Here is a 26,057-nt window from a genome sequence, read left to right as displayed (position 1 = left end):
AAGGTGAGGCCGACCCTTTCGGGGCCGGCGGTTGGATGCTGATGCTGGCAAGTGTTGCGGCCGCTTGATGCGACTGCGGCTGTCGGGCGGCCCTGCGGTCTAAAGGCGGAAGTTCTCGCCCAGGTAGACCTCCTTGACGCGCTGGTTGGCGAGGATGGACTCGGCGCTGCCCTCGGCGATGATCTGGCCGTCGCCGACGATGTAGGCACGATCGCAGATATCGAGGGTCTCGCGCACGTTGTGATCGGTGATCAGGACGCCGATATCGCGGGCCTTGAGTTGACGAATGATGGACTTGATCTCGCCCACCGAGATCGGGTCGACCCCGGCGAAGGGTTCATCGAGCAGGATAAAGGCCGGCTCGGTGGCCAGGGCGCGGGCGATCTCGACCCGGCGCCGCTCCCCGCCGGACAGGCTCATGCCGGGGTTGTCGCGAATATGGCTGACGTGGAAGTCCTCGAGGAGTTGCTCGAGACGTGCTTCTCGGCCCTCGCGGTCGAGGTCCTTGCGGGTCTCGAGGATCGCCATGATGTTGTCGGCCACCGACAGCTTGCGAAAGATCGAAGCCTCCTGAGGCAGGTAGCCGATACCGGCCAGCGCGCGCTGATGCATGGCCGCGCGGCTCAGGTCCCGATCATCGATGCTGATGCTGCCGGCGTCGGCTCTGACCAGGCCGACGATCATGTAGAAGGAGGTGGTCTTGCCGGCCCCGTTGGGGCCCAGCAGACCGACGATGCTGCCCTGCTCGATCGACAGGCTGATGTCCTGGACGACGCGACGCTTCTTGTAGCTCTTGGCCAGATGGCGAGCGTGGAGAGTCTTCATCAGTTTCCTTGGCTTTCCGGCTCGAGGGTCATGCGAATGCGCTGCTCGCCCTGGACGCCCTGGGCGCTGGAGCGGGCCTGGACCACGCGGCGATCGAGGAAGTACTCCAGATAGGCACCGTCGAAGGTGTCATTGGCCTTGTGCAGCTCAGCCTGGTCGATCAGCTCCATGCGGCGTTCGGCCACGTGGTAGATCACCTTGCGGCCCCAGCCCTTGACCACCGGTTCTTCCGGGGATGGCTTCTGCTCGAGGTAGGCACGTGAGCCGGTCGCGGTCGCCAGTGACAGTTGTCCTTGGTCGTTGCGCTGGATCTCGACGCGTTCGCCGGTGAGGATCATGCTGCCTTGCACAATGCGCACGTCGCCGGTATAGACCGCGGTACCGGCGCGATCATCGAGATCCAGCTGGTCGGCCTCCACCTGAATCGGTGCGCTGCGATCACTTTCCAGCGCCAGGACACTGCTGCCGGTGGCGCCGGCGGCCAGGCCAAGGGCCAGGGCAAGCAGGAGGGCGGGACTTGGACGCATCATGGAAGGGGCTCCTTATTGAGGCTCTGGCGGATGATGACCGGTGACATTGTCGGTCAGGCGAGCGGTATTGTCATGGATCCAGGCGTCGAAGCGCTCCCCTTGCATCTGTTGAGGGGGTTGGCGTAGGACGGCTGGCGTTTCGCTCCAGACATGGCCACTGTCGCTGTCGTAGACCAATACCTCTGTATCAAGCTGCCAACGCTCTGCGGGGGCCTCGAGATGGGCGTCGCCCGACAGGGTCAGGGGGTTGCCGTCCGGACCCAGTTCACCGTTGTCGGCGTCGGCGATCCACTCTCGGCCGCTGTCGTCGATCAGCGCAAGGTCCGGCTGGTCCACCCGGGTGACGTCGTCGAGCGGTGTGTGCACAAGGCGTGGCGTATCGATGCGCTGATGGGGGGTGCCCTGGGCATCGAAGCGGGTCAGGCGGGCATCCACCAGGTAGTAGTCGGGCTCGCCGGCCTTGTCATTGGGTACCAGGTCGGGGACGTTGCTCTCGCGGGGGTCGAGCAACGTCAGGCCGCCACCGAGTACCAGCAGCAGGATGACCAGCCAGAAGCGAAAGCCCGGACGCAGTGCGCTCAGTTTCATGTCAGCGGTCCGTTGCTCAGGTAGCTGTCGATGATATCGTCGAGGCGGCCCTGGGCCATCAGCAGGGTGTCGGTGATCTCGCGCACCGCGCCATGTCCGCCGGCAACCTGGGTGACCCAGTCGGCGTGCTGACGAAGGTAGCAGGGGGCGCCTGGCACGGTGATGCCGACCGCACTGCGATGGATGCAGGGCAGATCCGGCAGGTCATCGCCGCAGTAGGCGACCTGGTCGAGGGTCAGGCCCAGCGAATCGCACAGCGATTCAAGGGCGGGCAGCTTGCGCTCGACCCCTTGCTGTACGTGCTCGATGCCGAGTGCTCTGGCTCTCTGGGTGACCATGGGGGAGCTGCGCCCGGTGATCAGGGCTACCTGGATGCCGGCGCGCTTGGCCAGCTTGAGGCCGTGGCCATCCAGGGTGTTGAACGCCTTCAACTCGGAGCCGTCGGCGTGGAAGTACAGTCGACCATCGGTCAGTACGCCGTCCACGTCCAGCGCCAGTAGCTTGATGTGGCGCAGGCGCTCCACCAGTTCCGGCGCGAGGGAGGCGAGAAGCTCGTGAGACATGACGGCGTTCCTTGTAAAGGGATAAATGAGGCTCAGATGACACCGGCGGCCAGCAGGTCGTGCATATGCAGTGCACCGACTGGGCGCTGCTCGTCATCGACCACCGCCAGGGCGGTGATCCGGCCTTCCTCCATCAGCTTGACCGCCTCCGCCGCCAGGGTGGCGGGGCCGATGCGTCGCCCGGGGGTGGTCATCACGTCATCCACGGTAAGCGAGCTGAAGTCCTGATGACGATCCAGGGTGCGGCGCAGGTCGCCGTCGGTATAGACCCCGGCCAGGGTGCCGTCGGGGGATACCACGCAGGTAAAGCCGAGTCCTTGACGGGTGATCTCGAGCAGGGCATCGCGCAGCGGCGAGCCCGACGGCACCGAGGGCAGCCGGTCGCCGGTATGCATCAGGTCGGCCACGGTCAACAGCAGTCGCTTGCCCAGGCTGCCGCCCGGGTGGGACAGGGCGAAATCCTCGGCGGTGAAGCCGCGGGTCTCGAGCAGCGCCACCGCCAGGGCGTCGCCCAGCGCCAGCGCTGCAGTGGTCGAAGAGGTCGGGGCCAGGTCCAGCGGGCAGGCCTCGCGCTCGACCCCGGCGTATAGATGGGCCTCAGCGTGGCGGGCCAGTGTCGACTGTGCTCGGCCGGTCATGCTGATCAGTGGAATGCCCATGCGCTTTAGCAGCGGCAGCAGGGCGGTGACCTCGGCGGTTTCGCCGGAGTTGGACAGTGCCAGGACGACGTCGCCGGGCGTGATCATGCCCAGGTCACCATGACTGGCTTCACCGGGATGGACAAAAAAGGCCGGCGTGCCGGTGCTTGCCAGGGTGGCGGCGATCTTGCCGCCGACATGTCCCGACTTGCCCATGCCGGTGACGACAACCCGGCCGCGGCAGGCCAGCAGCAGTTGGCAGGCACGGTCGAAGTCGCCGTCGAGACGCCCGATCAGGGCGTCGATGGCGTCACGTTCCAGCTCCAGGGTGCGTCGTGCGATATCGCGGACGCTCAGGGTCGGCGTCTGCGCCGAGGAGGGGTGTTTGCTCATGGCCATGATTGTTGCCGTTTACTGCCGTTGTCACAAGGGGCCTGCCGCGACCGAAAGGCCGAGCCAGGTCAGATAAAGCGCATAGGTGCAGGCCAGCAGCGCGCCGATCCAGCGCCCCAGGCGCCCTCGGCGTTGCCACAGCAGCAGCGCCGCCAGCAGCAGCGTCAGGCCAAGCATTACCGGAAAGTCGCGGCCGGCGGCTGCGGGATCGGTGGCTCCCGGCGCCAGCAGCGCCGGTACCGGCAGTACCGCCAGCATATTGAACAGGTTGGAGCCGATGACGTTGCCGATGGCCAGATCGTGGTGGCGCTTCAGCGCGCTGGCCACGCAGGCGGCGAGTTCCGGCAGGCTGGTGCCGATGGCGACGACGGTCAGACCGATCACCAGCTCGCTTACGCCAAAGGTGCGTGCCAGCTCAGTGGCGCCCCAGACCAGGGCGCGGGAGCTGGCGATCATCACCGCCAGGGTCAGCACCAGCCAGCCGATGGCCTTGCCCAGTGCCATGCCGGGAATGTCGTCGGCCATCTCCTGTTCGGCCTCGTCGGCGCGAAACAGCCACCACAGACTGAATACCAGCAGCGCGATCAGCAGGGCCGCGTCGAGGCGTTCGAGGCTGCCATCTGCCAGGGCGTAGCCGGCGAGGCCGGTGGCGCCCAACAGCAGTGGCAGCTCGCGGCGCACGATGGTGAAGCGCACCGGGATCGGCACCACCAGTGCAGTCACGCCCAGTACCAGCGCGATGTTGGCGATATTGGAGCCCAGCGCATTGCCGGTGGCCAGGTCGGGGGCGCCATCCAGCGAGGCCATCACCGAGACCACGATTTCCGGGGCAGAGGTGCCGATGGAGACGATGGTCATGCCGACCAGCATGATGCTCATGCCGGCGCGGTAGGCGGTGGCGGCGGCGGCGCCGACAAAGCGATCCGCGCTCCAGAGCAGGCCCACCAGGCCCAGGGCGACGACGACAGACGGTAACAGCATGGAGAACGACTTGGTTGCAGAAAGGGCGCCCATTGAACCCTTAGATAAACCTGCGCGCAAGCGCGCAACCGGGGCACTGGCATGCTGCATTTGAGTTAAGATACGATGTTCGAAAACCGAGCGCGGCTCAAGGCGCTCTATTCTCAAGGTTCGGGCTCAGGTCTGGCCAGGCGTCGAATCCGAGGATTCGGGGCGGGCGTCCGGTCTGAACCGCCGGTTCACGGTGATACTGACTCTATAGGGACTGCGATGACGGCTTCCTCCTTGGTGGAGGTGGAGAATCTGCATTTCACGCGCGGCGACAGGGATATCTTTCGCGGCGTGGATCTCTCCATACCCCGCGGCAAGATCACGGCCATCATGGGGCCAAGTGGCACCGGGAAGACTACCCTGCTGAAACTGATCGGGGGGCAGCTCAACCCCAGTGGCGGACGCGTCCTGATCGATGGTCAGGACGTCCATCGCCTGTCGCGCAAGGATCTGTTCCAGATGCGTCGGCGCATGGGCATGCTGTTCCAGAGTGGCGCGCTGTTTTCCGATCTCAGTGTCTACGAGAACGTGGCATTTCCGCTGCGGGTGCACACCGATCTGCCGGAAAGCATGGTGCGTGACGTGGTGCTGATGAAGCTCGAGGCGGTGGGGCTGCGTGGGGCCAGAGACTTGATGCCAGCAGAGCTGTCCGGCGGCATGACACGGCGTGTGGCGCTGGCGCGGGCGGTGGCGCTGGATCCTGAATTGATTCTCTACGACGAGCCCTTCGTCGGCCAGGATCCGATCTCCATGGGTGTGCTGGTCCAGTTGATTCGGCGGCTGAATCAGGCGCTGGGCTTGACGGCGGTGGTGGTCTCCCACGATATCAAGGAGACCCTGTCCATCGCCGACTACGTCTACGTGGTCGCCGACGGGCGGGTCATGGCCCACGGCACGCCGGCATCGCTGGACGTGGAACAGGACGCCCGAGTCAGTCAGTTCGTGCATGGTGAGCCGGACGGCCCTGTGCCGTTTCACTACCCGGCCAACGATTTCCACGATGACATTCTGGGCCAGGGGAGCCGTCCATGATCGAACGAATCACCCATATGGGACGGCGCGGCTGCGACCTGCTGGAGGCCGTCGGCCGGGCCAGCATCTTTCTCGGCCAGTCCATGCTGGGGCGCCCCTCGGCAGAAGGGTTCAGCCTGTGGGTGGCCCAGGTCTATGCGGTCGGTGTGCTGTCGTTGGCCATCGTGCTGGTGTCGGGGCTGTTCATCGGCATGGTGCTGGCGCTTCAGGGTTACACCATCCTGGTCGGGTTCGGTGCCGAGGACGCGCTCGGCCAGATGGTGTCGTTGGCCCTGTTGCGTGAACTGGCGCCGGTGGTGGCGGCGCTGTTGTTCGCCGGGCGCGCGGGCTCGGCATTGACCGCCGAGATTGGCCTGATGAAGGCCACCGAGCAGCTGACCAGCATGGAGATGATCGGTGTCGATCCGCTGCGTCGTATCGTGGCGCCACGCCTGTGGGCGGGGTTCGTCTCGCTGCCGCTGCTGACCATCGGCTTCAGCGTGGTCGGCGTGTACGGCGGCTACCTGGTCGGGGTCGAGTGGCTCGGGGTGTTCGAAGGCTCGTACTGGGGCAACATGCAGGCCAGCGTCGGCTTCTTTACTGATATCGGCAACGGCGTGGTCAAGAGCATCGTGTTCGCCATAGTGGTCACCTGGATTGCCGTGTTCCAGGGGTATGATCTGGTGCCGACCTCGGAAGGTATTTCGCGGGCCACCACCCGTACCGTGGTGTATTCCTCCCTGGCCGTGCTGGGCTTGGATTTCGTTCTTACCGCCGTGATGTTCGGCGGGCTTTCCTGATTCTGCGGAGACTGTCCATGAAGCGCAGCAAGACGATGGAGTTTGGTGTGGGCCTGTTCATGCTGGCCGGTATCCTGGGGCTGGTATTCTTGGGGCTCAAGGTCAGCGGCCTGGACCTGCAACGTGCCGACGACACCTACGAGCTCCGGGCCAACTTCGCGAATATCGGTGGGCTCAAGCCGCGGGCACGAGTGACGATGGCCGGGGTGACCGTGGGACGGGTAGAGAGCATCGAGCTGGATACCGAGTTCTACGATGCCGTGGTGGTGATGTCGCTGGACAGCTCCCTGGCCGGCAAGCTGCCGGATGACAGCACCGCGGCGATCCTTACCTCGGGCCTGCTTGGCGAGCAGTACATCGGGCTGTCGGTCGGGGGGTCACCGGAGATGATCGCCGAGGGTGAGGCGATTCGTGATACCCAGTCCGCGCTGGTGCTCGAGGAACTGATCCAGCAGTTCGTGTCCAATCTGACGAAAGACTGATCCGGCAGTTTCCGGAGATACAAGGAGGCAACCCATGACCCGTTCTTTGCCCGCAATGGTTCACCTGCGCCGCTGGTTGATGGCGCTGATGATGGTGCTGGCCAGTCTGCCGGCCATGGCCCAACAATCCCCCGAGCAACTGATTCGCGACAGCGTCAATGATCTGATGGGGATGATCGGCGGCCGAGAGGCCTACTTCATGGACCGTCCCGACGAGCTCAAGCAGATGGTCGACGAGAGTCTGCGTGGCGTCGCCGACTTTCGCTACATCGGCGCCAGTGTGATGGGCCGCTACTTCAACAATGCCACGCCGGAGCAGCGTTCGCGCTTCGTCGAGGTGTTCAAGCAGACCCTGCTCGACACCTATGCCAAGGGCCTGGTGACCTTCGAGTACAAGGAAGTTCGCGTGCTCGATAACCAGTCCGCCTCACGCTATGACGATCAGGACAGCGTCGAGATGGAAGTGGTGGCCACCGACGGCACCATCTACCCGGTCAACTACACCCTGCGCAAGTCCAACGGCCAGTGGCGGGTGGTCAATGTCATCGTCAATGGCATCAATCTCGGTCTGACCTTCCGCAACCAGTTCGATCAGGCCATGCGTGACCACAATCGTGACTACGACGCCGTGATCAACAACTGGTCGCCGGATGTCGGCGTCGACGAACTGGAGCGCGGTGCGTGAGCGTGTTGATGGAAGTGGCGTCGGCCCGCCTGCTCGAGGACGGAAGTACACTCCGGGTGTGTGGCAAGGTCGACTTCGACGGGGCCGCGGACATGGCCGAGGCAGGTCGTGAGTGGCTCCAGAGTCGGGCATCGGGCACCTCGGTGTGCCTCGACCTGAGCGAGGTGGAGCACGTCTCCAGCGCGGCGCTGACCATGATGCTCGAGTGGGCGCGTACCATTCGCCGGATCGGGCTGTCGCTCAACAGCATCAAGTTGTCGGCGCAGCTCAGGCAGTTGACCGAGCTGGCCGGTCTGGATGATCTGTTGCCTTCCAGCACCGTTACCGCCTAGCGGCGGTTGTCTGGCTGCTGGTGTCCGCGATGCGCCCGGTTCGACGTCTGAAGCCAGCGCCTTGATCCGGGCTGCTCGCCCTCGCCGCTAGCCCTTCCGGCACCCCCGACCACCGCAAGGTGGCCGGGGGTGTCTTTTTTGTGACGGACGTATAGATGGAAACCTCGCTGCGTCATCGCCAAGCGCGCCGCTTTTCTTTACCATATGCCCTTTGAGTTTTTTCGGGACGTCACGGCGAGGCCGTGGGCGTCTCCCGTCATTGGTCTGGTCAAGGAGCAGGTGCATGCAACCCAGCGACGTCAAAGCGCTGCTCGAGAGCCGTGTCGACGGCTGTGAATTTCATATCCAGGGTGAAGGCTGCAACTTTCAGGTGATTGCGGTGGGCGAACGCTTCGCCGAGCTGTCACCGGTCAAGCGTCAGCAGGTCATCTATGGTGCGCTGTCCGAGGAAATCGCCTCCGGCGCCCTTCATGCGGTCAGCATCAAGACCTATACCCCCGCACAGTGGCAGGCTGCCGCCGAAAACACCGGAGCCTGATGGTACCGCCTTCATGGACAAATTGATCATTACCGGCAACGGACCCGCCGAGGGCGACGTCTGGGCCAGTGGCGCCAAGAATGCAGCGCTGCCCATCCTGTGCGCCACCCTGCTGTCCGAAGAGCCGGTCACCATCGGCAATCTTCCCCATCTGCAGGACATCACCACCACCCTGGAACTGCTCGGCCACATGGGCGTGCAGGCGGTGATGGGCGAAAAGATGTGCATTCAGCTCAACGGAGCCCAGGTCAGCGATTGCCACGCGCCCTATGAGCTGGTCAAGAAGATGCGCGCCTCGATCCTGGTGCTGGGACCGCTGCTCGCCCACTTCGGCAAGGCCGACGTGTCGCTGCCGGGCGGGTGCGCCATCGGCTCGCGTCCGGTGGACCTGCATATTCGTGGCCTCGAGGCCATGGGTGCCGATATCCGGGTCGAGGGTGGCTACATCCGTGCTACCACGCCGGGCCGCCTCAAGGGGGCGACCATCTTCTTCGATACCGTGACCGTGACCGGTACCGAGAACCTGCTGATGGCCGCGACCCTGGCCGACGGCACCACGGTGCTCGAGAACGCCGCCAAGGAACCCGAAATCGTGGATCTGGCCGAGTGCCTGATCAAGATGGGTGCCGATATCCGTGGTCACGGTACCGACACCATCACCATCGAAGGGGTGGAGCGGCTCCACGGGGCTCGCCATGACGTCATGCCGGACCGTATCGAGACCGGCACCTTCCTGGTCGCAGCGGCGCTCAGCCGTGGCCGCGTTCGGGTGCGTCGTACCCGTGCCGACATTCTCGAGGCGGTGCTGGCCAAGCTCGAGGAGGCGGGGGCCAGGATTACCACCGGTGAGGACTGGATCGAGCTGGACATGGAAGGGCGCAGGCCCAAGGCGGTCAATATCAGGACCGCTCCGTATCCGGCCTTTCCCACCGACATGCAGGCCCAGTTCGTGGCCATGAATGCGGTGGCCGAGGGCTCCTCGCGAGTGGTCGAGACGATCTTCGAGAATCGTTTCATGCACGTGCAGGAGTTGAACCGTATGGGCGCCAACATCGCCCTGGAAGGCAACACTGCCGTCATCGAAGGCGTCGAGCATCTGTCCGGTGCACCGGTGATGGCCACCGATCTGCGCGCTTCGGCCTCACTGGTGATCGCGGCGATGATGGCCAAGGGCGAGACCCTGGTCGATCGTATCTACCACATCGATCGCGGCTACGAATGCATCGAGGAAAAGCTCCACCTGCTGGGTGCTCGGATCAAGCGCGTCCCGGGCTGAGCTTTCTTCGCCCAGCCGGCTCGGACTGCCCGAGCCGGCGCGGGGAAACACGCCACATTGACTTCCAACCCGACAACCGGGCGAGACCATGAGCAAGCAATTGATAGTGGCGCTCTCCAAGGGGCGCATTCTCGACGAGACGCTGCCACTGCTGGCGGATGCCGGCATCCGGCCCGCCGAGGACCTGGGCAAGAGTCGCAAGCTGTTGTTCGACACCAATCTGCCAGACGTCAAGCTGGTGGTGATTCGTGCCACCGATGTGCCGACCTATGTGCAGCTGGGGGCGGCGGACCTGGGGGTGGCCGGCAAGGATGTGCTGCTGGAGCACGGTGCCGAGGGGCTGTATGAGCCGCTGGACCTCAATATCGCGCGTTGCAAGCTGATGACGGCTGGTATTCAGGGTGCCGAGCCCGCCCGTGCCCGGCGTCGGGTGGCGACCAAGTTCGTCAATGTGGCGCGGCGCTATTACGCCGAGCAGGGCATCCAGGCCGAGGTCATCAAGCTGTACGGTGCCATGGAGCTGGCGCCGCTGATGAACCTGGCCGACGAGATCGTCGATATCGTCGATACCGGCAATACGCTGCGTGCCAACGGTATGGAGCCACGGGAACTGATGGCCCATATTAGCACCCGGTTGGTGGTCAATCAGGCCTCGATGACCATCAAGCATGATCAGATCAAACCGCTGCTGCGCCGCTTGAGCGACGCCGTCGAGGCGCGGCGGCAGGCGGCAAGCTGAGCGCACCAGCCAACGGAACCCGAGGGTTCTCAACGTATGGCCAAGACAGAAGCGGAGATTTCCGACATGAGCCAAGACACGCCCCTGGTGGCCCGACTCTCGACCCGAGACGAGGATTTCGAGTCCCGTCTCACCGACCTGCTGGCGTGGGAAGGCGTGTCGGACCATGGTGTCCAGCAGGCGGTCTCCGAGATCATCAGCCAGGTGCGTCGGGAGGGGGATGCCGCCCTGGTGGCGCTGACCTGTCGCCTCGATCGCCTCGAGGCCTCGAGCATGGCGGATCTGACCCTGGGGGCTGATCGTCTCGAGGCCGCCTACGCGTCTCTGCCCGACGACCAGCGTCAGGCGCTGGCCACCGCCGCCGAGCGTATCCGCGTCTACCACGAACGCCAGAAGCCCACTTCCTGGCAGTACACCGAAGACGACGGCACCGTGCTGGGGCAGAAGGTCACGCCGCTGGATCGCGCCGGTATCTACGTGCCCGGCGGCAAGGCCGCCTATCCCTCATCGGTGCTGATGAACGCTGTGCCGGCCCACGTGGCGGGAGTGCGGGAGATCATCATGGTGGTGCCCACGCCCGACGGCGTGGTCAACGATCTGGTGCTGGCGGCGGCGCATCTAGCCGGGGTGGACAAGGTGTTTACCCTGGGCGGTGCCCAGGCCGTGGCGGCGCTGGCCTATGGCACCGAAAGCGTGCCCAGGGTCGACAAGATCGTCGGGCCGGGCAACATCTATGTGGCCACCGCCAAGCGCGCGGTCTTTGGTCAGGTGGGGATCGACATGATCGCCGGGCCTTCCGAGATCCTGGTGGTGTCCGACGGCCAGACCGATCCTGACTGGCTGGCCATGGACCTGTTCTCCCAGGCAGAGCACGACGAAGACGCCCAGGCGATCCTGGTCAGCTGGGACGTGGAGCATCTGGCGGCGGTGGAAGCGTCCATGGAACGGCTGCTGCCGACGCTCGAGCGCGAAGCCATCGCCGGGGCCTCGCTGCGTACGCGCGGTGCGCTGATCGCCTGTCGTGACGAGGGCGAGGCGCTGGAGTTGATCAATCGCATCGCGCCGGAGCATCTGGAGTTGTCGGTGGAGCACCCGGAGCGACTGGCGGAGCAGGTGCGCCACGCCGGAGCCATCTTCATGGGACGGCATACCGCAGAGGCGCTGGGCGACTACTGCGCTGGTCCCAACCACGTGCTGCCGACCTCGGGTACGGCGCGCTTCTCGTCACCGCTTGGCGTCTACGACTTCCAGAAGCGCTCTTCGATCATTCACTGCTCGCCACAGGGGGCGTCTACCCTGGGCAAGACCGCCTCGGTGCTGGCTCGTGGTGAATCGCTGACCGCCCACGCGCGTTCGGCGGAGTACCGCATCAAGGATTGAAGCGACGCAGGGCCGGTGGTCGTTGTGACCGAGCGCCCCCGGCCCCAGACAGGCATCCAGACATGAAAAGGCCCGGAGCAATTCCGGGCCTTTTCATGTCTGGACGGTGGGGCACGCTTGGACACTGCTTCTGCGTTACCCACCTCGGGGTGCGTCTCAGGGGGCTGACTGGCTGCTGCCGGTCTGCTGCGACTGGGATTGGGGCGTGGGGCGCTCGCCGACTTCCAGTTCCACCTCGATCGGCTTGCCGTCGCGGGCGACGCTGACGGTCAGGGTGGTGCCGGGAGCCACCGCAGCGATGTCGCTCATGGTCCGACGCGGATCGATCACCGCGCGACCGTCGACCTCGAGCAGTACGTCTCCGGGTTTCAGTCCCGCCCGGTCGGCCGGTCCCTGGGACACCACGCCGGCGATGATTACCCCGGCTGGCGCCTGCAGGCCGAAGGAAGCGGCCAGTTCCTGGTTCAGCTCCTGGGCCTCGATGCCGAGCCAGCCGCGGATGACCCGGCCGTGGGTGACCAGCTCGTCGAGGATGCTGCGGGCCAGGTTGGCCGGGATCGCGAAACCGATACCCTGGGAGCCCCCCGAGCGGGAGAAGATGGCGGTGTTGATGCCGACCAGGGCGCCGTCGGGGTTGATCAGGGCGCCGCCGGAGTTGCCCGGGTTGATCGCCGCATCGGTCTGGATGAAGTCCTCATAGGCGTTGAGTCCCAGATGGCTGCGACCGGTGGCGCTGATGATGCCCATGGTCACCGTCTGGCCGACCCCGAAGGGGTTGCCGATGGCCAGCGAAACGTCGCCCACCGCGACCTTGCGCGAGTCGGTCAGCTCGATCACCGGCAGGTCGCCGAGATCGATCTTGAGTACCGCCAGGTCGCTTTCGGGATCGGTGCCGATGACCCGGGCCAGGGTCTCGCGGCCGTCGCGCAGCGCCACCTGGACCTGGTCGGCGCCGCTGATGACGTGGTGGTTGGTCAGCACGTAGCCGTCCTCGCTGACGATGACGCCGGAGCCAAGGCTCGAAAGCATGCGTTGGCGCGACGGCACGTCATTGTTGCCGAAGAACTGGCGGAAGAAGGGGTCTGACATCAGCGGGTGGGTTTCCCGTTCCACGACCCGCGAGGAGTAGACGTTGACCACCGCGGGCGCGGCCTTCTCCACCGCCTCGGCGTAGCTCACGGGGCCGCCACGGCGGTCCAGCGGCGCAGCCTCCTTGACCTCGGGGGCAGGACGTTGCGGTGCCTGCTGCTCGGTGGTTGTCGCTGGTGGCGTGGCGGGAACTACCGTCAGGCTGTCACCGCTCGGTGACGGTAGTCTGCCGAGCCGTTCGGGGAAGGCATTGATCAGCACGATGGCGAGCAGAATGCCGATGAGGACCGGCCAGATATAGGTCGAGAGGGTGCGTCGCATGCGGCGATGATCCTTGGCGCTTGGCAGTGAGGCGGTCGCGGGCCGGCGGGGCGGTGCGTACAATGTGCGCCATTGTAGCATCGCCAACCTGATGCTTGTTTGGAGCTATTTCAGGAGATCTCATGATAGACCGCGACGAACTGGTATCGGCCTGCGAGCAGCTGCTGGAGGCCCGGCGCTTCAAGGACTACACCGAGAACGGGCTGCAGGTGGAGGGCGCACGCACGGTCACCCGTGTGCTCTCCGGCGTCACCGCCTGTCAGGCGCTGCTTGACGAGGCGGTGCGCTGGCAGGCCGATCTGGTGCTGGTGCACCACGGCTACTTCTGGAAGAACGAGCCGGTGGCGGTTACCGGCATGAAGCGCCGGCGGCTGTCGACTCTGCTGGCCAACGACATCAACCTGCTGGCCTACCACCTGCCATTGGACGCCCATCCCGAGCTTGGCAACAATGCGACCCTGGCGCAGCTCCTGGGGTGGACGGTGGAGGGAACGCTGGACGCGCCCATGGGCGAAGGGCTTCTGTGGCACGGTCGGCTGGAAAGGCCAATGGGCGTTGCCGAGCTGGCTGCCCAGGTAGGAGCGTCGCTGGCACGCGAGCCGTTGGTGATCGAGGCGCCTGGTACCGACGCGGTGAGTCGAATCGCCTGGTGTACCGGCGGCGCTCAGGACATGATCATCCCGGCCGCCGAGGCCGGTGCCGAGGTGTTCGTTTCGGGCGAGATATCCGAGCGCACAACCCACCTGGCGCGGGAGATGGGGATCCACTATCTGGCAGCGGGTCATCACGCCACCGAGCGCTACGGCGTCCAGGCGTTGGGGGAATGGCTGGCGCAGCGCTTTGGTGTCGAGCACCGCTTCGTCGACATCGACAACCCTGCCTGAGCAGCAAGCGCCATCGACCGCTTGTGTCGCTGCCAACGCCAGAGCCCGCACCAGTGTGCGGGCTCTGTCATGGCGGGGTGGTCAGTAACGTGGCGGGCGCGGTTCTGCGTTCTGGTCGTCATTGGCCTGGCGCAGACCGAAGTCCTCTGACAGGGTGCCGCGGTTGCCGTCGGCGTAGTCCCGCGGAATGGCGATATCATCGCTGGTCTCGCCGGGTTCGCTGGGCGGTGTCACCTCGCCGCCGATGGCCTTGCTGCCAAGCTGGCGCGCCGACTCGTGAAGTTGGCGCTGCAGGGTGAGGGCGTCATCGCAGACCTGCCGGGCCAGGTCGTCCATCTGTTGCAGGTGGTCGTCGACACCGTCTTTCCACTCGGTCAGCTGGCGTTCCCGTTCGGTCAGCTTGAGGCGCAGCCTTTGGGCACTGCGTGCGCCGCCGTTGAGCAGGTGGTAGCCCAGTGCGCCGAGTCCAATTCCGGCCACCAGGCAAGCCGCCGCCAGGATCATGTTGAAGTTGCTTGGTTCCACGTAGTTCTCCCTGAGCTCTTTCGGACGACCCGCGGCCGCCGCCGGCCTGGCCGACGGCCTGGCCGACGGCCCATTATAGAGGCGTTGGCTCATAAAGGGTCAATGGCCTGGGGCCTCCCTTGTCGTGCTGGCGTGATGCGCTGTTGCCGGTCGCGGCCTGGGACCTGCCATTCCTGTGTGGTCTGCGTATAATGCGGCTCCGAACTTGTTGACAGTCAGGACGCTACATGAGCTCTTCCCCGTCGAGCAGTGGTCGGCCAGAAACTCCGCTGGAACGCTACCGGCGCGACCTCCAACGTGATGATTTCACGGAGGATGCCGCCCAGGCCAATGCCGTGGCGCATCTGCAGCGACTGTATGACGAGCTGGTGGCAGCGCCCAAGGCCAAGGCGCCGGCGGCGGCGCGCGACGGCTGGGCGTCGAAGGTGAAGGGCCTGTTCGGGCGCAAGGAGGAAGAGCAGGAGCCGGCGCTGCCAGCCATCTCCGGGCTCTATTTCTGGGGCGGCGTCGGTCGTGGCAAGACCTACCTGGTCGACACCTTCTACGAAGCGCTGCCGTTTCCCCAGAAGATGCGCACCCATTTCCATCGCTTCATGCAGCGTGTCCACAACGAGCTGGATCACTGCAAGGGCGAGAAGAACCCGCTCCGGCTGATCGCCGGCAAGTTTGCCGAGGAGGCGAGGGTGATCTGTTTTGACGAATTCTTCGTCAAGGACATCACCGATGCCATGATTCTGGCCAATCTGCTCGAGGCGTTGTTCGAGCGCGGTGTGGTGCTGGTCGCCACCTCCAACATCGTGCCGGACGATCTGTACAAGGATGGCCTGCAGCGCTCTCGCTTTCTGCCGGCCATCGATCTGCTCAAGCGCCACTGTGAGGTGGTCAACGTCGATTCCGGCGTCGACTATCGACTGCGGGCGCTGGAGCGCGCCGAGATCTTCCATTCGCCGCTGGACGAGGCGGCGGATCAGGAGCTCGAGCGCAGCTTTCGCGAGATCGCCGGTCAGGCGGGGGAAGAGCAGGTGCCGGTGGAGATCAACCATCGCATCCTCAAGGCGCGTCGACTGCACGAGGACGTGGTCTGGTTCGACTTTCTCGAGCTGTGCGACGGGCCGCGCAGTCAGAACGACTACATCGAGCTGGCTCGCGAGTTCCACACGGTCCTGGTGTCCTGTGTGCGGCGCATGGACGCCGCCACCGACGATCAGGCCAGGCGCTTCATCAACATGGTCGACGAGTTCTACGACCGTGGCGTCAAGCTGTTGATGTCCGCCGAAGCGCCGGCAGAGGCGCTCTATGAGGGTGGCAAGCTGGAGTTCGAGTTCGAGCGCACTCTGTCCAGGCTTCAGGAGATGCAGTCCCGGGAGTACCTGGCGCTGCCCCACAAGCCTTGAGCCGACGGTGATTGCGTGTGTCCGAGGGGGTGACGGCACGCTTTCGCTCATGTAGAATGCGCGCTCGCTCGACCGTTGTGGCGGCATCGTCCGGATTTCCGGGTGCCGCGCAACCAAGAAAAATAGGGATGATCTCTTCGCGGCGTGGTCTCGCTGAACACCTGTCGGGTGTCCACAACACGACGAAAGGGATCCAACACATCGAATTGGTGATTTCATCCATGAAGACGTTCAGTGCTAAGCCGCAGTCCGTCCAGCGCGACTGGTATGTCGTCGATGCCGCGGACAAGACGCTCGGTCGTCTGGCTACCGAAATTGCTCGCCGCCTGCGTGGCAAGCACAAGCCGGAATACACTCCTCACGTTGATACCGGCGACTACATCGTCGTGATCAATGCCGAGAAGGTTAAGGTCACCGGCAACAAGGCCAGCGACAAGATGTACCATCGTCACACCGGTTACCCGGGTGGCCTGCGTTCCATGACCTTCAGCCAGCTGATCGACCACGCTCCCGAGCGTGTCATCGAAGGTGCCGTCAAGGGCATGCTGCCGAAGGGTCCGCTGGGCCGTGCCATGCACGCCAAGCTCAAGGTCTACGCCGGTTCCGAACATCCGCACGCTGCCCAGCAGCCGCAAGAACTGAACATCTGAGGGGATCTTCGCCATGACACAGCAGTATTACGGTACCGGGCGCCGCAAGACCTCAACCGCGCGCGTCTTCCTCAAGCCGGGCACCGGCAAGATCACCGTCAACAGCCGTGACCTGAACGAATACTTCGGTCGCGTGACTGGCCGCATGGTGGTTCGCCAGCCGCTGGAACTGACCGAGACCCTCGGCCAGTTCGACGTCTATGTCACCGTCAAGGGTGGCGGCGGCAGCGCCCAGGCCGGCGCCATTCGTCACGGCATCACCCGTGCCCTGATGCAGTACAACGAGGACTTCCGTCAGCCGCTGCGTGCTGCCGGCTACGTCACTCGTGACGCACGTGAAGTCGAGCGTAAGAAGGTCGGTCTGCGCAAGGCGCGTCGTCGCCCGCAGTTCTCCAAGCGTTAATCACCCACGCTTGCCGATCAACAACGCCCGGGCCATTGGCCCGGGCGTTGTCGTGTCCGGGGTTCGAAAAATTGTGTGCTGTAGTGCTCTGGTGGTGGGGATCATCGGGTCGCCTGGCGGCGCTTGTTTCCCTCGTTAATCTGTCATCGTCTATGCCTTTTGAGCCGCCCTGTCCCTCAAGGCGAACAGGCACAGTGGTATAAAGTTGTTCCACGTCAATTGTCTGGGGCTTGCGCAGGGGGTCTGGGTCAGCCGGCTTCTTGTGCCGGTGGGGGGGATTTCCTAACATACAATCCACTTGTATCCGTGGTCACGGACATTCAAGGGGCCGTGAAAACAACAACGGATAAAGTCTGATGGGAGAAACCAGATCATGGCAGACAACGGCGTGAACAAAGGGCGACGCCGTTTCCTCGTAGGGGCGACCTCCGTAGTTGGAGCAGTCGGCGCCGTCGGGGTAGCGGTACCCTTTGTGGCTTCCTGGCAGCCTAGTGCCAGGGCTCGGGCGGCGGGTGCGCCCGTTCAGGCGGATATTTCGAAGCTCGAACCCGGGCAGCGAATGACCGTCGAGTGGCGGGGCCGTCCTGTATGGGTCATCAATCGCACGCCGGAGATGATCGAACGTACCGAGGCGTTGACCGACGAGGTGCTGGCAGACCCGGATTCCGCCAAGCCGATGCAGCCGGACTATGCCGGCGGTTCGCTGCGCTCCATTCGGCCCGAGATCGGTGTGCTGGTCGGCATCTGTACGCATCTGGGCTGTTCACCGCTGTTCAAGCCGGAGCCCAACGCCGAAGGCGTCGGTGTCGATGACTGGCCCGGTGGCTTCTTCTGCCCGTGCCATGGTTCGCGCTTCGACCTGGCGGGCAGGGTGTTTCGCAATGTGCCCGCTCCGGTGAACCTGGAAGTTCCACCCTACTACTTTGTCAACGAGTCGGTCATCGTGGTCGGCGAAGACGGGGAGGGCGCATAATGGCGAATCCCAACAAGGCCAAGGCCGAACGCGGTTTCATGCGCTGGGTCGATGATCGCTTCCCCGCCACCCAGATGTGGCAGGAGCATCTGTCCGAGTACTACGCGCCCAAGAACTTCAACTTCTGGTACTTCTTCGGCTCCCTGGCGCTGCTGGTGCTGGTCAATCAGATCCTCACCGGTGTCTGGCTGACCATGAGCTTCAACCCCAGCGCCGAGGGTGCCTTCGCCTCCGTCGAGTACATCATGCGTGATGTCGAGTACGGCTGGCTGATCCGCTACATGCACTCCACCGGCGCCTCGGCGTTCTTCCTGGTGGTCTACCTGCACATGTTCCGCGGCCTGCTCTATGGCTCCTACAAGGCGCCGCGTGAGCTGGTGTGGATCTTCGGCATGGCGATCTACCTGGCGCTGATGGCCGAAGCCTTCATGGGCTATCTGCTGCCCTGGGGACAGATGTCCTACTGGGGTGCCCAAGTCATCATCTCGCTGTTCTCCGCCATCCCGAGTATCGGTCCCGACCTGGCCCAGTGGGTGCGCGGTGACTATCTGATCTCCGGGATCACGCTGAACCGCTTCTTTGCCCTGCACGTGGTGGCGCTGCCTATCGTGATCCTGGCGCTGGTGGTGTTGCACATCATTGCCTTGCACGAGGTGGGGTCCAACAATCCCGATGGCATCGATATCAAGGCCAAGAAGGACGAGACCGGCAAGCCGCTGGACGGCATTCCCTTCCATCCGTACTACACGGTGAAGGATATCGTCGGAGTGGCGGTGTTCCTGTTCGTGTTCTGCGCGGTGATCTTCTACTTCCCCGAAGGCGGCGGCTACTTCCTCGAGAAGCCCAACTTCGAGCCGGCCAACCCGCTGAAGACGCCGGATCATATCGCCCCGGTGTGGTACTTCACGCCCTTCTACGCGATCCTGCGCGCCATCACCTTCTCGCTGTTTGGGCTGGACGCCAAGTTCCTCGGGGTCATCTTCATGGGGGCGGCCATCGCGGTGCTGTTCGTGCTGCCCTGGCTCGACCGCTCTCCGGTGCGCTCCATGCGCTACAAGGGCTGGATCTCCAAGGTGATGCTGGTGCTGTTCGCGATCAGCTTTGTCATCCTCGGGGTGCTCGGGGTGCTGCCGCCGACCGGCGCCAGGACACTGCTGGCCCAGATCTGCACCGTGATCTACTTCGCCTTCTTCGTGTTGATGCCCATCTATACGCGGCTGGAGAAGACCAAACCCGTTCCTGAAAGGGTGACTGGCTAATGAAAAAGCAACTGTTCGCACTGCTCTTCGCGCTGGTCCCGCTTTGCTCCTTCGCCGCGGGCGGCGAGGGGGTGCACCTGCGCAGCATGTCGCCGGATCTGGAGAACCAGGCCTCGCTGCAGAACGGGATGAAGCTCTACGTCAACTACTGCATGGGCTGTCATTCCCTGGAGTACCAGCGTTTCTCCCGCGCGGCCGAGGATCTGGGGATGCCCCAGGATCTGGTCGAGGACAATCTGATCTTCTCGCCGGAACTGGGGTACAACGACCAGATGCACAAGGCGATGAGCGCCGAGGATGCCGAGGTATGGTTCGGCAAGGCGCCGCCGGATCTGACCCTGGAGGCCAGACTGCGCGGAACCGACTGGATCTACAGCTATCTGCTGAGCTTCTATCGTGACAGCGAGCGTGCCACCGGGGTCAACAATGTGGTGTTCCCGGCGGTGGGGATGCCCAACGTGCTCGAGCCGCTGCAGGGGGTGCAGGAGAAGGTCTGTGCAGCCTCCGACCATGCGGTCGGTGACGCCGAACTCGATCCGCTGACCGGCAAGTACCAGTCCTGCGAGACCCTGCAGGTGACGTCGCCGGGCAGCATGGAGCCCAAGGAGTTCGAGCAGGCGGTGTATGATCTGACCAACTTCCTGGCCTACGTGGGCGAGCCGTCCAAGCTGCATGCCCAGGCGCTGGGACCGAAGGTGCTGATCTTCATCCTGCTGTTTGGCATCATCGCCTACTTCCTCAAGCGCGAGTACTGGCGAGACATTCACTGACCGATTGGTCCACCATGGCGGGCGCGGGGTCGATGACCACGCGCCCGTTGCCTTTTCTGGTATCATCGTTGCGCCCGGGCGGACCCGCTGCGGGAGCAAAGATGTGCCCCTGATGCCCCCCCGAGAAGGGGGTTGTCGTGTTATCATCCCGGCTTGAACTGATGCGAGGATTGTTTCATGGGTGTAGTGGCCAAGCGGTCGTCGATGATCTTCTACTCCGGTGGCGAGGACCATTTCAGCCATCGTGTACGGATCGTGCTGGCTGAGAAGGGCGTGGCCGTGGATATTGTCGAGGTGACCGACGACAAGCATCCCGAGGAGTTGGCGGACCTGAACCCTTACAACAGTGTCCCCACGCTGTTGGATCGTGACCTGGTGCTCTACGAGTCCAAGGTCATGATGGAGTATCTGGACGAGCGTTTCCCGCACCCGCCGTTGCTGCCGGTCTATCCTGTCGCGCGTGCCCAGAGCCGACTGTGGATGCATCGTATCGAGCGCGAGTGGTGCCCGATGGTCGATCGCATCCTGTCCGGCAGCAAGAAGGAAGCCGACAAGGCGCGCAAGGAGCTGCGTGAAAGCCTGATCGGTATCTCGCCGATCTTCGAGGACATGCCCTTCTTCATGAGCGAGGAGTTCACCCTGGTGGACTGCTGCCTTGCGCCGATCCTGTGGCGTCTTCCAGCGCTCAATATCGAGCTGCCCGAGAAGCAGGTACGGCCGCTGATGGGCTACATGGAGCGCGTGTTCGCCCGTGATGGCTTCCGTGCTGCGCTGTCCGAGGCCGAGCGCGAAATTCGTCCCTGATGTTTTGCTTGAACGGAATGCCTGAGCCGTGTGTGTCCGGTCGCCACCGGAGTCGCCCGAGTTCCCATTCGCCAACCAAGAGGGCCATATCATGAAGTCGAGCCGTCCCTACCTGGCCAGGGCGCTGTACGAGTGGCTGCTGGATAATGAATTGACGCCGTATATCGTCGTCGATGCGGAGTACGAGAACGTCGAGGTTCCCAGGCAGTTCGTGCAGAACGGCCAGATCGTGCTGAACCTTGGCCCTACCGCCGTGCGTGATCTGGACATGGGCAACGACGTGATTCGTTTCTCGGCGCGCTTCAGTGGCAAGTCGGAGTTGCTGTTTGTACCGCTGCCTGCACTGATTGCCCTGTACGCCCGCGAGAACGGCGTCGGCATGGTCTTTGGTCACGAGCCTGAGCTTCCCGTCGAAGAGGCCAACGACGTCGATGCGCCGGCCCTGGAGAGCGTCAAGGATTCGTCAGAGGAGGAGTCTCCTGCCGCTTCCGATGAGGACGCAGGCGGTGAGTCCGATGGCGGCGATGGCGTGGATGAAGGTGTCGAGAGGTCCAAGCCGCCTCGCAAGGGGCGTCCATCCCTCAGGGTGATCAAGTAAGGCCATCGGGCGCATCCCGCTCGAAAGGTGGTCGGCGGCGAGCTGTCGTCGGCTTGATCTGCTGGAAAAGCGGGACCTCTTCACGAGCGTGATCTCTTCACAAGCAGTATCTCAAAAAAGCGGCGAGCCCTCAGGCTCGCCGCTTTTTTGTGCATCTTTTGCGCTTGAGGGACGCGCCGTCTTGCGAGGGCGCGCCTGTCGCCATCAGTCGATGTAGTCGAATACCTTGACGATACGCTCCATGCCGCCGGCGTTGGATACCACATTGACCGCACGGTCGGCCTCGGCGTGGGTGACCAGGCCCATCAGGTAGACGGTAGCGTTCTCGGTGACCACGGTGATGCGGCCAGAGTCGACCTGATCGCTGGTGGCGAGGGCGGTACGTGCCTTGGTGTCCAGCCAGGCGTCGTTGAGGCGCTGACTGGTGGGCAGGTTGGCCGCCACGCTGAGTTCATTGTGGACCCGGCGAACGTTGCGCACCTGGCTGACGATCTCTTCGGCGCGCTGCTTGAGCTCTTCGCTGGGGACCTGGCCGGTCAGCAGTACCACGCCGTTGTAGCTGTCGACGTTGATCCTGGCGTCCTTCAGGCGTGCATCGACGCGTCCCAGGTTGTGGGCGGCCTTGGTCTCGATGCTCTCGTCCTCGACGGTCGCGCCCAGGGTGCGTTCGCCGTAATCCTCGTCGATGGTGCCGGGGTTGGTCACCGAGGTTACGGTGGTGCAGCCGGCCAGCAGGGCGGACAGCAGCAGGGCGGTCATCAGGGGGCGTGTCGAACGGGAATCGCGTTGCGTCATGTTATTCACTCGCACCAAAGAGTTGTTCGTCGATAAGGTCACACAGGCAGTGGATCACCAGCAGGTGAACCTCCTGAATACGGGCCGTGGAGGTAGCCGGCACCCTGATCTCGCAATCGTCCTGTCCCAGCAGGGAGGCCATGTTGCCGCCGTCCCGTCCAGTCAGGGCCACCACCGTCATGTCACGGTCATGAGCGGCCTGGATGGCCTGGATGACATTGGCCGAGTTGCCGCTGGTGGAAATCGCCAGCAGCACGTCGCCAGGCTGGCCCAGGGCGCGCACCTGCTTGGAGAACACCTCGTTGTAGCTGTAATCGTTGGCGATGGAGGTCAACGTCGAGGTGTCGGTGGTCAAGGCCAGGGCCGGCAGACTGGGGCGCTCGCGCTCGAAGCGATTGAGCAGTTCGGAGGAGAAGTGCTGGCTGTCGCCGGCGCTGCCGCCGTTGCCACAGGCGAGAATCTTGCCGTCGGTGACCAGGCTCTGGACCATCATCTGGCTCGCGACCTCGATGAACGGTGGAAGCACTTCGCTGGCGTAGGTCTTGGTGTCGATACTGTCGTTGAACTGTCCGAGAATTCGGCTTTGGAAATCCATGCTGCCTTCCTGGTCCATGGGGGCTCGCCGGGAGCCCGCTGTGTCAGTTTGCTTCGAATGCACCGGCGATCCACTGGATGTCGAGGCTCGGTGACGAGCCGGTAACGGCCAGGACATCGAAGCGGCAAGGACATGATAGCCCGTTGCGGTGGAGATAAAAACGCGCCGCCTGGATCAGGCGGCGTTGTTTGGTGATGGTGATTGTTTCTGCAGGATGGCCGTGGCGGATGCTGCGGCGGTGGCGCACTTCGACGAACACCAGGGTCTCGCCGTCACGCATCACCAGATCGATCTCGCCTCCCTTGGCGCGCTGGTTGCGCGAGATCGCTATCAGTCCACGCTGGCACAGCCAGGCCTCGGCGTGACGCTCGATGGCCTGGCCGCGGGCGACGGCGTCTATGGCGTCAGGGCGCCGCATCACCGAGGCCGTCACTGAACACGGGTGCCGGCACGCCGCTGCTGAACTGCGCCCATGGCAGTTCGCGGTAGATGCGGCCATCGCCGGCGGCGCTCAGGGTGCCGGTAGCGCCCTGCATGCGTGAACCCGGCAGTGCCTGGATCTGCGGCATGCGGCGTGCCAGTTCGTAGGCGTCGACGCCCATCGCCATCAGGCGGAAGATGGCTGGCTTGTCCTCGGCCTTGAGCTCTCGATAGGTGTCGTAGAAGGGGAGAGCCTCGGCACCGCCCACGGCGGCGTCGGGAATGTTCCAGGGAATATCAGGGAACTGCACGCCGTCGAGGTCGCGGTCCAGGCGCGACTGAGGGGTGCCTTCGTAGAGGTGAGAAGTGGCGTACACCGGCAGATCGGAGGCCGAATAGTATTCCAGTGTCGGCGGCACCTGGCGGGCGAAGTCCGGCAGGGCCAGCAGGAACAGCATGTCCGGACGCGGGTTGCTGATGGCGCGGCGAGTGCTGTCGGTGGCCGAGGCGCCGGGGTTGTAGCGCACCGCCGTGGCAATATCGCCGCCCAGTTCGCTCCAGGTGTTCCAGAAGGCCTCGCCGACCCGCTGACCCCAGTCGTTGTCGGGTACCAGCATGGAGGCGCTGCGGTGGCCGTCCTGCCAGCCGCGGCGGGCCGCCTGGCGGGCTTCGTCTTCTGCCGACAGGCCGTACTCGTAGAGGTTCTTGGTCTGGTTTGAGGCGGACTGGCCGTAGTTCAGCGCCAGGGTCGGCAGGGGCACCTCGGCGCGGCTTTCGAGACGGGTCACGTCGCTCTTGTCCAGCGGGCCGATGACCACCTGGGCGCCGCTGCTCTGGGCCTGCTGATAGAGTTCGTCGAGATTGCCGTTGGAGGCGTCGAAGAAGCTGAGCTGGGCCCCGTTTCCGCCGCCGTTGACCACATTGGCCTGGTGGCTGCGAATTCCCTTTTCGATGGCGTCGGCGACGCCGGAAAGCGGGCCCGACTCGGGCAGCAGCACCGCGATGCTCTGCACGCTCTTGCCACGCAGTTCACGCAACTGGGTGATCTGGGTAGGCAGGCGACGGTTGGCGGGGTGGTCCGGATTGGCCACGCGCCAGTCATCGAGACGAGCGAATAGCCTCTGGATGTCACCGCCGCTCTGGTTGACCAGGCGGGTCAGCTCGAGCCAGCCGGTGACGATGGCATTGCCGGGCTCTTCAAGTGCCTCGAGCTGGCGGCCGTTGAGTGCGCTCAACTGGTCCCAGATGGCGTCGTTGATGTCCTCGCGGCCGGTGGCGCTCTGCACCTGCATCAGCAGGCGAGCCGACTCGAGTGGTTCGCCCAGCTGGCCCAGCGCCAGCCCCTGGCGCAGGCGCAGCAGATTGGCTTCGTCGTTGGGCAGCTGCATCTCGTCGAGCACGCTGGCGGCTCTGACGACCGCCTGGGGATCGCCCTCACTGTCCCCCAGTTCGGACAGCAGCAGTGCCCACTGAAGCCGGCTGTCGCCGGAGAGCTGGCTGTCGTCCAGGCTGTTGAGGACTTCCAGTGCCTGGGGGCGGCGTCCGGAGCGTGCTAGGATGTCGGCCGCCCTCAGCCGGGTCTGCGCGGCTTCGGCGCCTTGTTGCTGGGCGGCTTGCGCCAGTAGTTGGTCCGGGTCGTCGTCCATGGCCCGCTGTACGATGCTCGGCGTGAAGCTGCAGCCGGCCAGCGTGATGGCCAGTACAGCGGCGGCCACGGGGCCGCGAGTCAAAGTCCTCATGAATCCTTCCTTGTCCGTGTTCCGGATGGCAGCCCAGGGAGCCAAGATGTCAGAAGCGAAAGCTGGTTCATTGTACGTGGTCGCCACGCCAATTGGGAATCTGGAAGATCTCAGTCCCCGCGCCGCCCAGGTGCTGGGCCAGGTGGCGTTGGTCGCGGCGGAGGATACCCGCCACAGTGCCCGCCTGATGCGTCATCTCGGTCTGTCGCCGGCGATGATTTCCGTGCACGACCATAACGAGGCGTCCCGAGTCGAGACGCTCATGCAGCGGCTTGCCCAGGGCGACGACGTGGCGCTGATCAGTGATGCCGGGACTCCCTTGATCAGCGATCCCGGCTACGTCGTGGTGCGTGAGCTCAGGGCGGCGGGTTTTCGGGTGGTGCCGATCCCCGGTCCCTGCGCCCTGGTCACTGCGCTGTGTGCCGCCGGGCTGCCTACCGATCATTTCAGTTTTCATGGCTTCCTGCCGGCCAAGGGTGCGGGGCGGCGAGCGCGCATCGAGGCCTGGAGGAATTCGCCCTTCACCCAGGTCTGTTACGAGTCTCCCCATCGTATCCGCGACACCCTGTCCGATCTGGCCGCCGTACTGGGCGAGCGCAGAGTGGTGCTCGGGCGTGAGTTGACCAAGACCTTCGAGACCTTCCTCGACGGCAGCGCCGCGGAGCTGCTGACACTGATGGAGTCTGACCCTGATCAGGCACGTGGCGAATTCGTGGTGATGGTGGCCGGGGCCTCGGGGCCGGCACCGGACCAGCGAGCGGTGGATGATGAAGCGCTGCTGCGCGCGCTGCTGGCCGAAGGGGTGGGGGTCAAGCAGGCCGCGGCCGTGGCCGCGCGCGTGCTCGGCGGTCCGAAGAAGCAGTGGTACGCCCAGGCACAGGCGTTGAAGGACGCCGATTGAATCCAGCCGCTGGTGCACTGGAGGACGCCCTGTGATCGTCGCTGCAAGGCGGGGATTGGGGGCGTCGAGAGGGTGTCGAGAGGGTGTCGAGAGGGCATCAGGAGCGATCGCCTGAAGAGGCTGGGGGTTGTCCCAGGCCCGCCACG

General features: G+C 64.4%; 31 protein-coding genes. 19 read left to right on the top strand and 12 right to left on the bottom strand.

From position 1 onward, the window contains the following. Nucleotides 1–99: 99 nt before the first annotated feature. The 6 genes from lptB to NFH97_RS00995 are packed head-to-tail and all read right to left on the bottom strand — an operon-like array spanning nucleotide 100 to nucleotide 4,518. The gene (gene lptB / locus NFH97_RS01020; RefSeq protein WP_045993254.1) at nucleotides 100–825 is read right to left on the bottom strand and encodes an LPS export ABC transporter ATP-binding protein; all 726 of its coding nucleotides are present in this window, start codon (nucleotides 823–825) and stop codon (nucleotides 100–102) included. After that, nucleotides 825–1,355 carry a lipopolysaccharide transport periplasmic protein LptA gene (gene lptA, locus NFH97_RS01015; RefSeq protein WP_083970449.1) on the bottom strand — a complete coding sequence of 177 codons (531 nt, stop codon included), beginning with the start codon at nucleotides 1,353–1,355 and terminating at the stop codon, nucleotides 825–827. Before lptA ends, lptB begins: the two co-directional genes overlap by 1 nt. A gap of 12 nt (nucleotides 1,356–1,367) precedes the next feature. Then, complete coding sequence (gene lptC, locus NFH97_RS01010; protein ID WP_108132651.1) at nucleotides 1,368–1,943, bottom strand: LPS export ABC transporter periplasmic protein LptC; 576 nt, start codon at nucleotides 1,941–1,943, stop codon at nucleotides 1,368–1,370. Further along, on the bottom strand, nucleotides 1,940–2,506 hold the full coding sequence (locus NFH97_RS01005; protein WP_108132652.1) for a KdsC family phosphatase: 567 nt from the start codon (nucleotides 2,504–2,506) through the stop codon (nucleotides 1,940–1,942). Before NFH97_RS01005 ends, lptC begins: the two co-directional genes overlap by 4 nt. Before the next feature lie 32 nt (nucleotides 2,507–2,538). Beyond that, the gene (locus tag NFH97_RS01000; RefSeq protein WP_108447960.1) at nucleotides 2,539–3,537 is read right to left on the bottom strand and encodes a KpsF/GutQ family sugar-phosphate isomerase; all 999 of its coding nucleotides are present in this window, start codon (nucleotides 3,535–3,537) and stop codon (nucleotides 2,539–2,541) included. A gap of 30 nt (nucleotides 3,538–3,567) precedes the next feature. Then, complete coding sequence (locus NFH97_RS00995) at nucleotides 3,568–4,518, bottom strand: calcium/sodium antiporter (RefSeq protein WP_222516954.1); 951 nt, start codon at nucleotides 4,516–4,518, stop codon at nucleotides 3,568–3,570. Nucleotides 4,519–4,767: 249 nt separating this feature from the next. Here NFH97_RS00995 and NFH97_RS00990 point away from each other — a divergent pair, with 249 nt between their 5' ends. The 9 genes from NFH97_RS00990 (at nucleotide 4,768) to hisD (ending at nucleotide 11,791) form a co-directional block, all read left to right on the top strand. After that, nucleotides 4,768–5,580: an ATP-binding cassette domain-containing protein gene (locus tag NFH97_RS00990; protein ID WP_045993258.1), complete on the top strand. Its 813-nt coding sequence runs from the start codon at nucleotides 4,768–4,770 to the stop codon at nucleotides 5,578–5,580. Beyond that, entirely contained in the window at nucleotides 5,577–6,359 is a 783-nt protein-coding gene (gene mlaE / locus NFH97_RS00985; RefSeq protein WP_045993259.1) for a lipid asymmetry maintenance ABC transporter permease subunit MlaE, read from the top strand. The genes NFH97_RS00990 and mlaE overlap by 4 nt, the downstream gene beginning before the upstream one ends. Before the next feature lie 17 nt (nucleotides 6,360–6,376). Further along, nucleotides 6,377–6,841 carry an outer membrane lipid asymmetry maintenance protein MlaD gene (gene mlaD, locus NFH97_RS00980; RefSeq protein WP_045993260.1) on the top strand — a complete coding sequence of 155 codons (465 nt, stop codon included), beginning with the start codon at nucleotides 6,377–6,379 and terminating at the stop codon, nucleotides 6,839–6,841. A gap of 34 nt (nucleotides 6,842–6,875) precedes the next feature. Further along, entirely contained in the window at nucleotides 6,876–7,526 is a 651-nt protein-coding gene (locus NFH97_RS00975) for an MlaC/ttg2D family ABC transporter substrate-binding protein (RefSeq protein ID WP_045993261.1), read from the top strand. Continuing rightward, the gene (locus tag NFH97_RS00970) at nucleotides 7,523–7,858 is read left to right on the top strand and encodes an STAS domain-containing protein (protein ID WP_045993262.1); all 336 of its coding nucleotides are present in this window, start codon (nucleotides 7,523–7,525) and stop codon (nucleotides 7,856–7,858) included. The genes NFH97_RS00975 and NFH97_RS00970 overlap by 4 nt, the downstream gene beginning before the upstream one ends. A gap of 283 nt (nucleotides 7,859–8,141) precedes the next feature. Next, nucleotides 8,142–8,396: a BolA family protein gene (locus NFH97_RS00965; protein WP_045993263.1), complete on the top strand. Its 255-nt coding sequence runs from the start codon at nucleotides 8,142–8,144 to the stop codon at nucleotides 8,394–8,396. 13 nt (nucleotides 8,397–8,409) lie between these two features. Next, entirely contained in the window at nucleotides 8,410–9,672 is a 1,263-nt protein-coding gene (murA, locus tag NFH97_RS00960) for a UDP-N-acetylglucosamine 1-carboxyvinyltransferase (protein ID WP_108132653.1), read from the top strand. 88 nt (nucleotides 9,673–9,760) lie between these two features. Then, nucleotides 9,761–10,411, top strand: coding sequence for an ATP phosphoribosyltransferase (hisG, locus tag NFH97_RS00955; RefSeq protein WP_045993265.1), 651 nt, complete (start codon nucleotides 9,761–9,763; stop codon nucleotides 10,409–10,411). Nucleotides 10,412–10,477: 66 nt separating this feature from the next. Then, nucleotides 10,478–11,791, top strand: coding sequence for a histidinol dehydrogenase (gene hisD / locus NFH97_RS00950; protein ID WP_108447962.1), 1,314 nt, complete (start codon nucleotides 10,478–10,480; stop codon nucleotides 11,789–11,791). Between the two features lie 156 nt (nucleotides 11,792–11,947). Here hisD and NFH97_RS00945 read toward each other — a convergent pair whose 3' ends face one another. Continuing rightward, complete coding sequence (locus NFH97_RS00945) at nucleotides 11,948–13,201, bottom strand: Do family serine endopeptidase (RefSeq protein ID WP_045993360.1); 1,254 nt, start codon at nucleotides 13,199–13,201, stop codon at nucleotides 11,948–11,950. Nucleotides 13,202–13,323: 122 nt separating this feature from the next. Between NFH97_RS00945 and NFH97_RS00940 the strand changes: the two genes are divergently transcribed. Further along, entirely contained in the window at nucleotides 13,324–14,085 is a 762-nt protein-coding gene (locus tag NFH97_RS00940; protein WP_349624238.1) for a Nif3-like dinuclear metal center hexameric protein, read from the top strand. Between the two features lie 81 nt (nucleotides 14,086–14,166). Here NFH97_RS00940 and NFH97_RS00935 read toward each other — a convergent pair whose 3' ends face one another. Further along, on the bottom strand, nucleotides 14,167–14,610 hold the full coding sequence (locus NFH97_RS00935; protein ID WP_052704392.1) for a Z-ring associated ZapG family protein: 444 nt from the start codon (nucleotides 14,608–14,610) through the stop codon (nucleotides 14,167–14,169). Between the two features lie 227 nt (nucleotides 14,611–14,837). Between NFH97_RS00935 and zapE the strand changes: the two genes are divergently transcribed. The 8 genes from zapE to NFH97_RS00895 all read left to right on the top strand — a co-directional run bounded on the left by zapE (nucleotide 14,838) and on the right by NFH97_RS00895 (nucleotide 21,461). Continuing rightward, nucleotides 14,838–16,004 carry a cell division protein ZapE gene (zapE, locus tag NFH97_RS00930; protein ID WP_045993362.1) on the top strand — a complete coding sequence of 389 codons (1,167 nt, stop codon included), beginning with the start codon at nucleotides 14,838–14,840 and terminating at the stop codon, nucleotides 16,002–16,004. Between the two features lie 221 nt (nucleotides 16,005–16,225). Continuing rightward, nucleotides 16,226–16,654 carry a 50S ribosomal protein L13 gene (gene rplM, locus NFH97_RS00925; protein WP_045993422.1) on the top strand — a complete coding sequence of 143 codons (429 nt, stop codon included), beginning with the start codon at nucleotides 16,226–16,228 and terminating at the stop codon, nucleotides 16,652–16,654. Nucleotides 16,655–16,667: 13 nt separating this feature from the next. Further along, on the top strand, nucleotides 16,668–17,057 hold the full coding sequence (gene rpsI, locus NFH97_RS00920) for a 30S ribosomal protein S9 (protein ID WP_045993363.1): 390 nt from the start codon (nucleotides 16,668–16,670) through the stop codon (nucleotides 17,055–17,057). A 373-nt stretch (nucleotides 17,058–17,430) separates the two neighbouring features. Further along, nucleotides 17,431–18,030 (top strand): ubiquinol-cytochrome c reductase iron-sulfur subunit, encoded by a 600-nt coding sequence (gene petA / locus NFH97_RS00915; protein WP_045993364.1) that lies wholly within the window; start codon nucleotides 17,431–17,433, stop codon nucleotides 18,028–18,030. After that, nucleotides 18,030–19,289, top strand: a complete 1,260-nt coding sequence (locus tag NFH97_RS00910) for a cytochrome b (protein WP_045993365.1) — start codon at nucleotides 18,030–18,032, stop codon at nucleotides 19,287–19,289. The genes petA and NFH97_RS00910 overlap by 1 nt, the downstream gene beginning before the upstream one ends. Further along, nucleotides 19,289–20,059, top strand: coding sequence for a cytochrome c1 (locus tag NFH97_RS00905; RefSeq protein ID WP_045993366.1), 771 nt, complete (start codon nucleotides 19,289–19,291; stop codon nucleotides 20,057–20,059). The genes NFH97_RS00910 and NFH97_RS00905 overlap by 1 nt, the downstream gene beginning before the upstream one ends. Before the next feature lie 177 nt (nucleotides 20,060–20,236). After that, on the top strand, nucleotides 20,237–20,863 hold the full coding sequence (gene sspA / locus NFH97_RS00900; protein WP_045993367.1) for a stringent starvation protein SspA: 627 nt from the start codon (nucleotides 20,237–20,239) through the stop codon (nucleotides 20,861–20,863). Between the two features lie 91 nt (nucleotides 20,864–20,954). Continuing rightward, entirely contained in the window at nucleotides 20,955–21,461 is a 507-nt protein-coding gene (locus tag NFH97_RS00895; RefSeq protein ID WP_045993368.1) for a ClpXP protease specificity-enhancing factor, read from the top strand. A 204-nt stretch (nucleotides 21,462–21,665) separates the two neighbouring features. Here NFH97_RS00895 and NFH97_RS00890 read toward each other — a convergent pair whose 3' ends face one another. From NFH97_RS00890 to NFH97_RS00875, 4 genes are read right to left on the bottom strand one after another with little or no spacing between them, the layout of a single operon-like run. Then, complete coding sequence (locus NFH97_RS00890) at nucleotides 21,666–22,256, bottom strand: BON domain-containing protein (protein WP_108132656.1); 591 nt, start codon at nucleotides 22,254–22,256, stop codon at nucleotides 21,666–21,668. A gap of 1 nt (nucleotide 22,257) precedes the next feature. Next, nucleotides 22,258–22,851, bottom strand: coding sequence for a phosphoheptose isomerase (locus tag NFH97_RS00885; protein WP_045993370.1), 594 nt, complete (start codon nucleotides 22,849–22,851; stop codon nucleotides 22,258–22,260). Between the two features lie 43 nt (nucleotides 22,852–22,894). Next, nucleotides 22,895–23,269 (bottom strand): YraN family protein, encoded by a 375-nt coding sequence (locus tag NFH97_RS00880; RefSeq protein WP_108132657.1) that lies wholly within the window; start codon nucleotides 23,267–23,269, stop codon nucleotides 22,895–22,897. Next, nucleotides 23,256–25,010, bottom strand: coding sequence for a penicillin-binding protein activator (locus NFH97_RS00875; protein WP_349624237.1), 1,755 nt, complete (start codon nucleotides 25,008–25,010; stop codon nucleotides 23,256–23,258). The genes NFH97_RS00880 and NFH97_RS00875 overlap by 14 nt, the downstream gene beginning before the upstream one ends. 46 nt (nucleotides 25,011–25,056) lie before the next feature. Between NFH97_RS00875 and rsmI the strand changes: the two genes are divergently transcribed. Beyond that, complete coding sequence (rsmI, locus tag NFH97_RS00870; protein WP_349624235.1) at nucleotides 25,057–25,911, top strand: 16S rRNA (cytidine(1402)-2'-O)-methyltransferase; 855 nt, start codon at nucleotides 25,057–25,059, stop codon at nucleotides 25,909–25,911. The last annotated feature ends 146 nt before the right edge of the window (nucleotides 25,912–26,057 follow it).

Origin of the sequence: Halomonas sp. SCS19, from assembly GCF_040147015.1 — a bacterium.
Classification (GTDB): domain Bacteria; phylum Pseudomonadota; class Gammaproteobacteria; order Pseudomonadales; family Halomonadaceae; genus Halomonas; species Halomonas litopenaei.
Note: the sequence above shows the minus strand (reverse complement) of the source record. Positions and strands in the feature narration are given on the sequence as shown.

Excerpts from the sequence above, each read along its gene's own strand:
- lptB (WP_045993254.1), bottom strand. The coding sequence starts at position 825 with ATGAAGACTCTCCACGCTCGCCATCTGGCCAAGAGCTACAAGAAGCGT.
- lptA (WP_083970449.1), bottom strand. The coding sequence starts at position 1,355 with ATGATGCGTCCAAGTCCCGCCCTCCTGCTTGCCCTGGCCCTTGGCCTG.
- lptC (WP_108132651.1), bottom strand. The coding sequence starts at position 1,943 with ATGAAACTGAGCGCACTGCGTCCGGGCTTTCGCTTCTGGCTGGTCATC.
- NFH97_RS01005 (WP_108132652.1), bottom strand. The coding sequence starts at position 2,506 with ATGTCTCACGAGCTTCTCGCCTCCCTCGCGCCGGAACTGGTGGAGCGC.
- NFH97_RS01000 (WP_108447960.1), bottom strand. The coding sequence starts at position 3,537 with ATGAGCAAACACCCCTCCTCGGCGCAGACGCCGACCCTGAGCGTCCGC.
- NFH97_RS00995 (WP_222516954.1), bottom strand. The coding sequence starts at position 4,518 with ATGCTGTTACCGTCTGTCGTCGTCGCCCTGGGCCTGGTGGGCCTGCTC.
- NFH97_RS00990 (WP_045993258.1), top strand. The coding sequence starts at position 4,768 with ATGACGGCTTCCTCCTTGGTGGAGGTGGAGAATCTGCATTTCACGCGC.
- mlaE (WP_045993259.1), top strand. The coding sequence starts at position 5,577 with ATGATCGAACGAATCACCCATATGGGACGGCGCGGCTGCGACCTGCTG.
- mlaD (WP_045993260.1), top strand. The coding sequence starts at position 6,377 with ATGAAGCGCAGCAAGACGATGGAGTTTGGTGTGGGCCTGTTCATGCTG.
- NFH97_RS00975 (WP_045993261.1), top strand. The coding sequence starts at position 6,876 with ATGACCCGTTCTTTGCCCGCAATGGTTCACCTGCGCCGCTGGTTGATG.
- NFH97_RS00965 (WP_045993263.1), top strand. The coding sequence starts at position 8,142 with ATGCAACCCAGCGACGTCAAAGCGCTGCTCGAGAGCCGTGTCGACGGC.
- murA (WP_108132653.1), top strand. The coding sequence starts at position 8,410 with ATGGACAAATTGATCATTACCGGCAACGGACCCGCCGAGGGCGACGTC.
- hisG (WP_045993265.1), top strand. The coding sequence starts at position 9,761 with ATGAGCAAGCAATTGATAGTGGCGCTCTCCAAGGGGCGCATTCTCGAC.
- hisD (WP_108447962.1), top strand. The coding sequence starts at position 10,478 with ATGAGCCAAGACACGCCCCTGGTGGCCCGACTCTCGACCCGAGACGAG.
- NFH97_RS00945 (WP_045993360.1), bottom strand. The coding sequence starts at position 13,201 with ATGCGACGCACCCTCTCGACCTATATCTGGCCGGTCCTCATCGGCATT.
- NFH97_RS00940 (WP_349624238.1), top strand. The coding sequence starts at position 13,324 with ATGATAGACCGCGACGAACTGGTATCGGCCTGCGAGCAGCTGCTGGAG.
- zapE (WP_045993362.1), top strand. The coding sequence starts at position 14,838 with ATGAGCTCTTCCCCGTCGAGCAGTGGTCGGCCAGAAACTCCGCTGGAA.
- rplM (WP_045993422.1), top strand. The coding sequence starts at position 16,226 with ATGAAGACGTTCAGTGCTAAGCCGCAGTCCGTCCAGCGCGACTGGTAT.
- rpsI (WP_045993363.1), top strand. The coding sequence starts at position 16,668 with ATGACACAGCAGTATTACGGTACCGGGCGCCGCAAGACCTCAACCGCG.
- petA (WP_045993364.1), top strand. The coding sequence starts at position 17,431 with ATGGCAGACAACGGCGTGAACAAAGGGCGACGCCGTTTCCTCGTAGGG.
- NFH97_RS00910 (WP_045993365.1), top strand. The coding sequence starts at position 18,030 with ATGGCGAATCCCAACAAGGCCAAGGCCGAACGCGGTTTCATGCGCTGG.
- NFH97_RS00905 (WP_045993366.1), top strand. The coding sequence starts at position 19,289 with ATGAAAAAGCAACTGTTCGCACTGCTCTTCGCGCTGGTCCCGCTTTGC.
- sspA (WP_045993367.1), top strand. The coding sequence starts at position 20,237 with ATGGGTGTAGTGGCCAAGCGGTCGTCGATGATCTTCTACTCCGGTGGC.
- NFH97_RS00895 (WP_045993368.1), top strand. The coding sequence starts at position 20,955 with ATGAAGTCGAGCCGTCCCTACCTGGCCAGGGCGCTGTACGAGTGGCTG.
- NFH97_RS00890 (WP_108132656.1), bottom strand. The coding sequence starts at position 22,256 with ATGACGCAACGCGATTCCCGTTCGACACGCCCCCTGATGACCGCCCTG.
- NFH97_RS00885 (WP_045993370.1), bottom strand. The coding sequence starts at position 22,851 with ATGGATTTCCAAAGCCGAATTCTCGGACAGTTCAACGACAGTATCGAC.
- NFH97_RS00880 (WP_108132657.1), bottom strand. The coding sequence starts at position 23,269 with ATGCGGCGCCCTGACGCCATAGACGCCGTCGCCCGCGGCCAGGCCATC.
- NFH97_RS00875 (WP_349624237.1), bottom strand. The coding sequence starts at position 25,010 with ATGAGGACTTTGACTCGCGGCCCCGTGGCCGCCGCTGTACTGGCCATC.
- rsmI (WP_349624235.1), top strand. The coding sequence starts at position 25,057 with ATGTCAGAAGCGAAAGCTGGTTCATTGTACGTGGTCGCCACGCCAATT.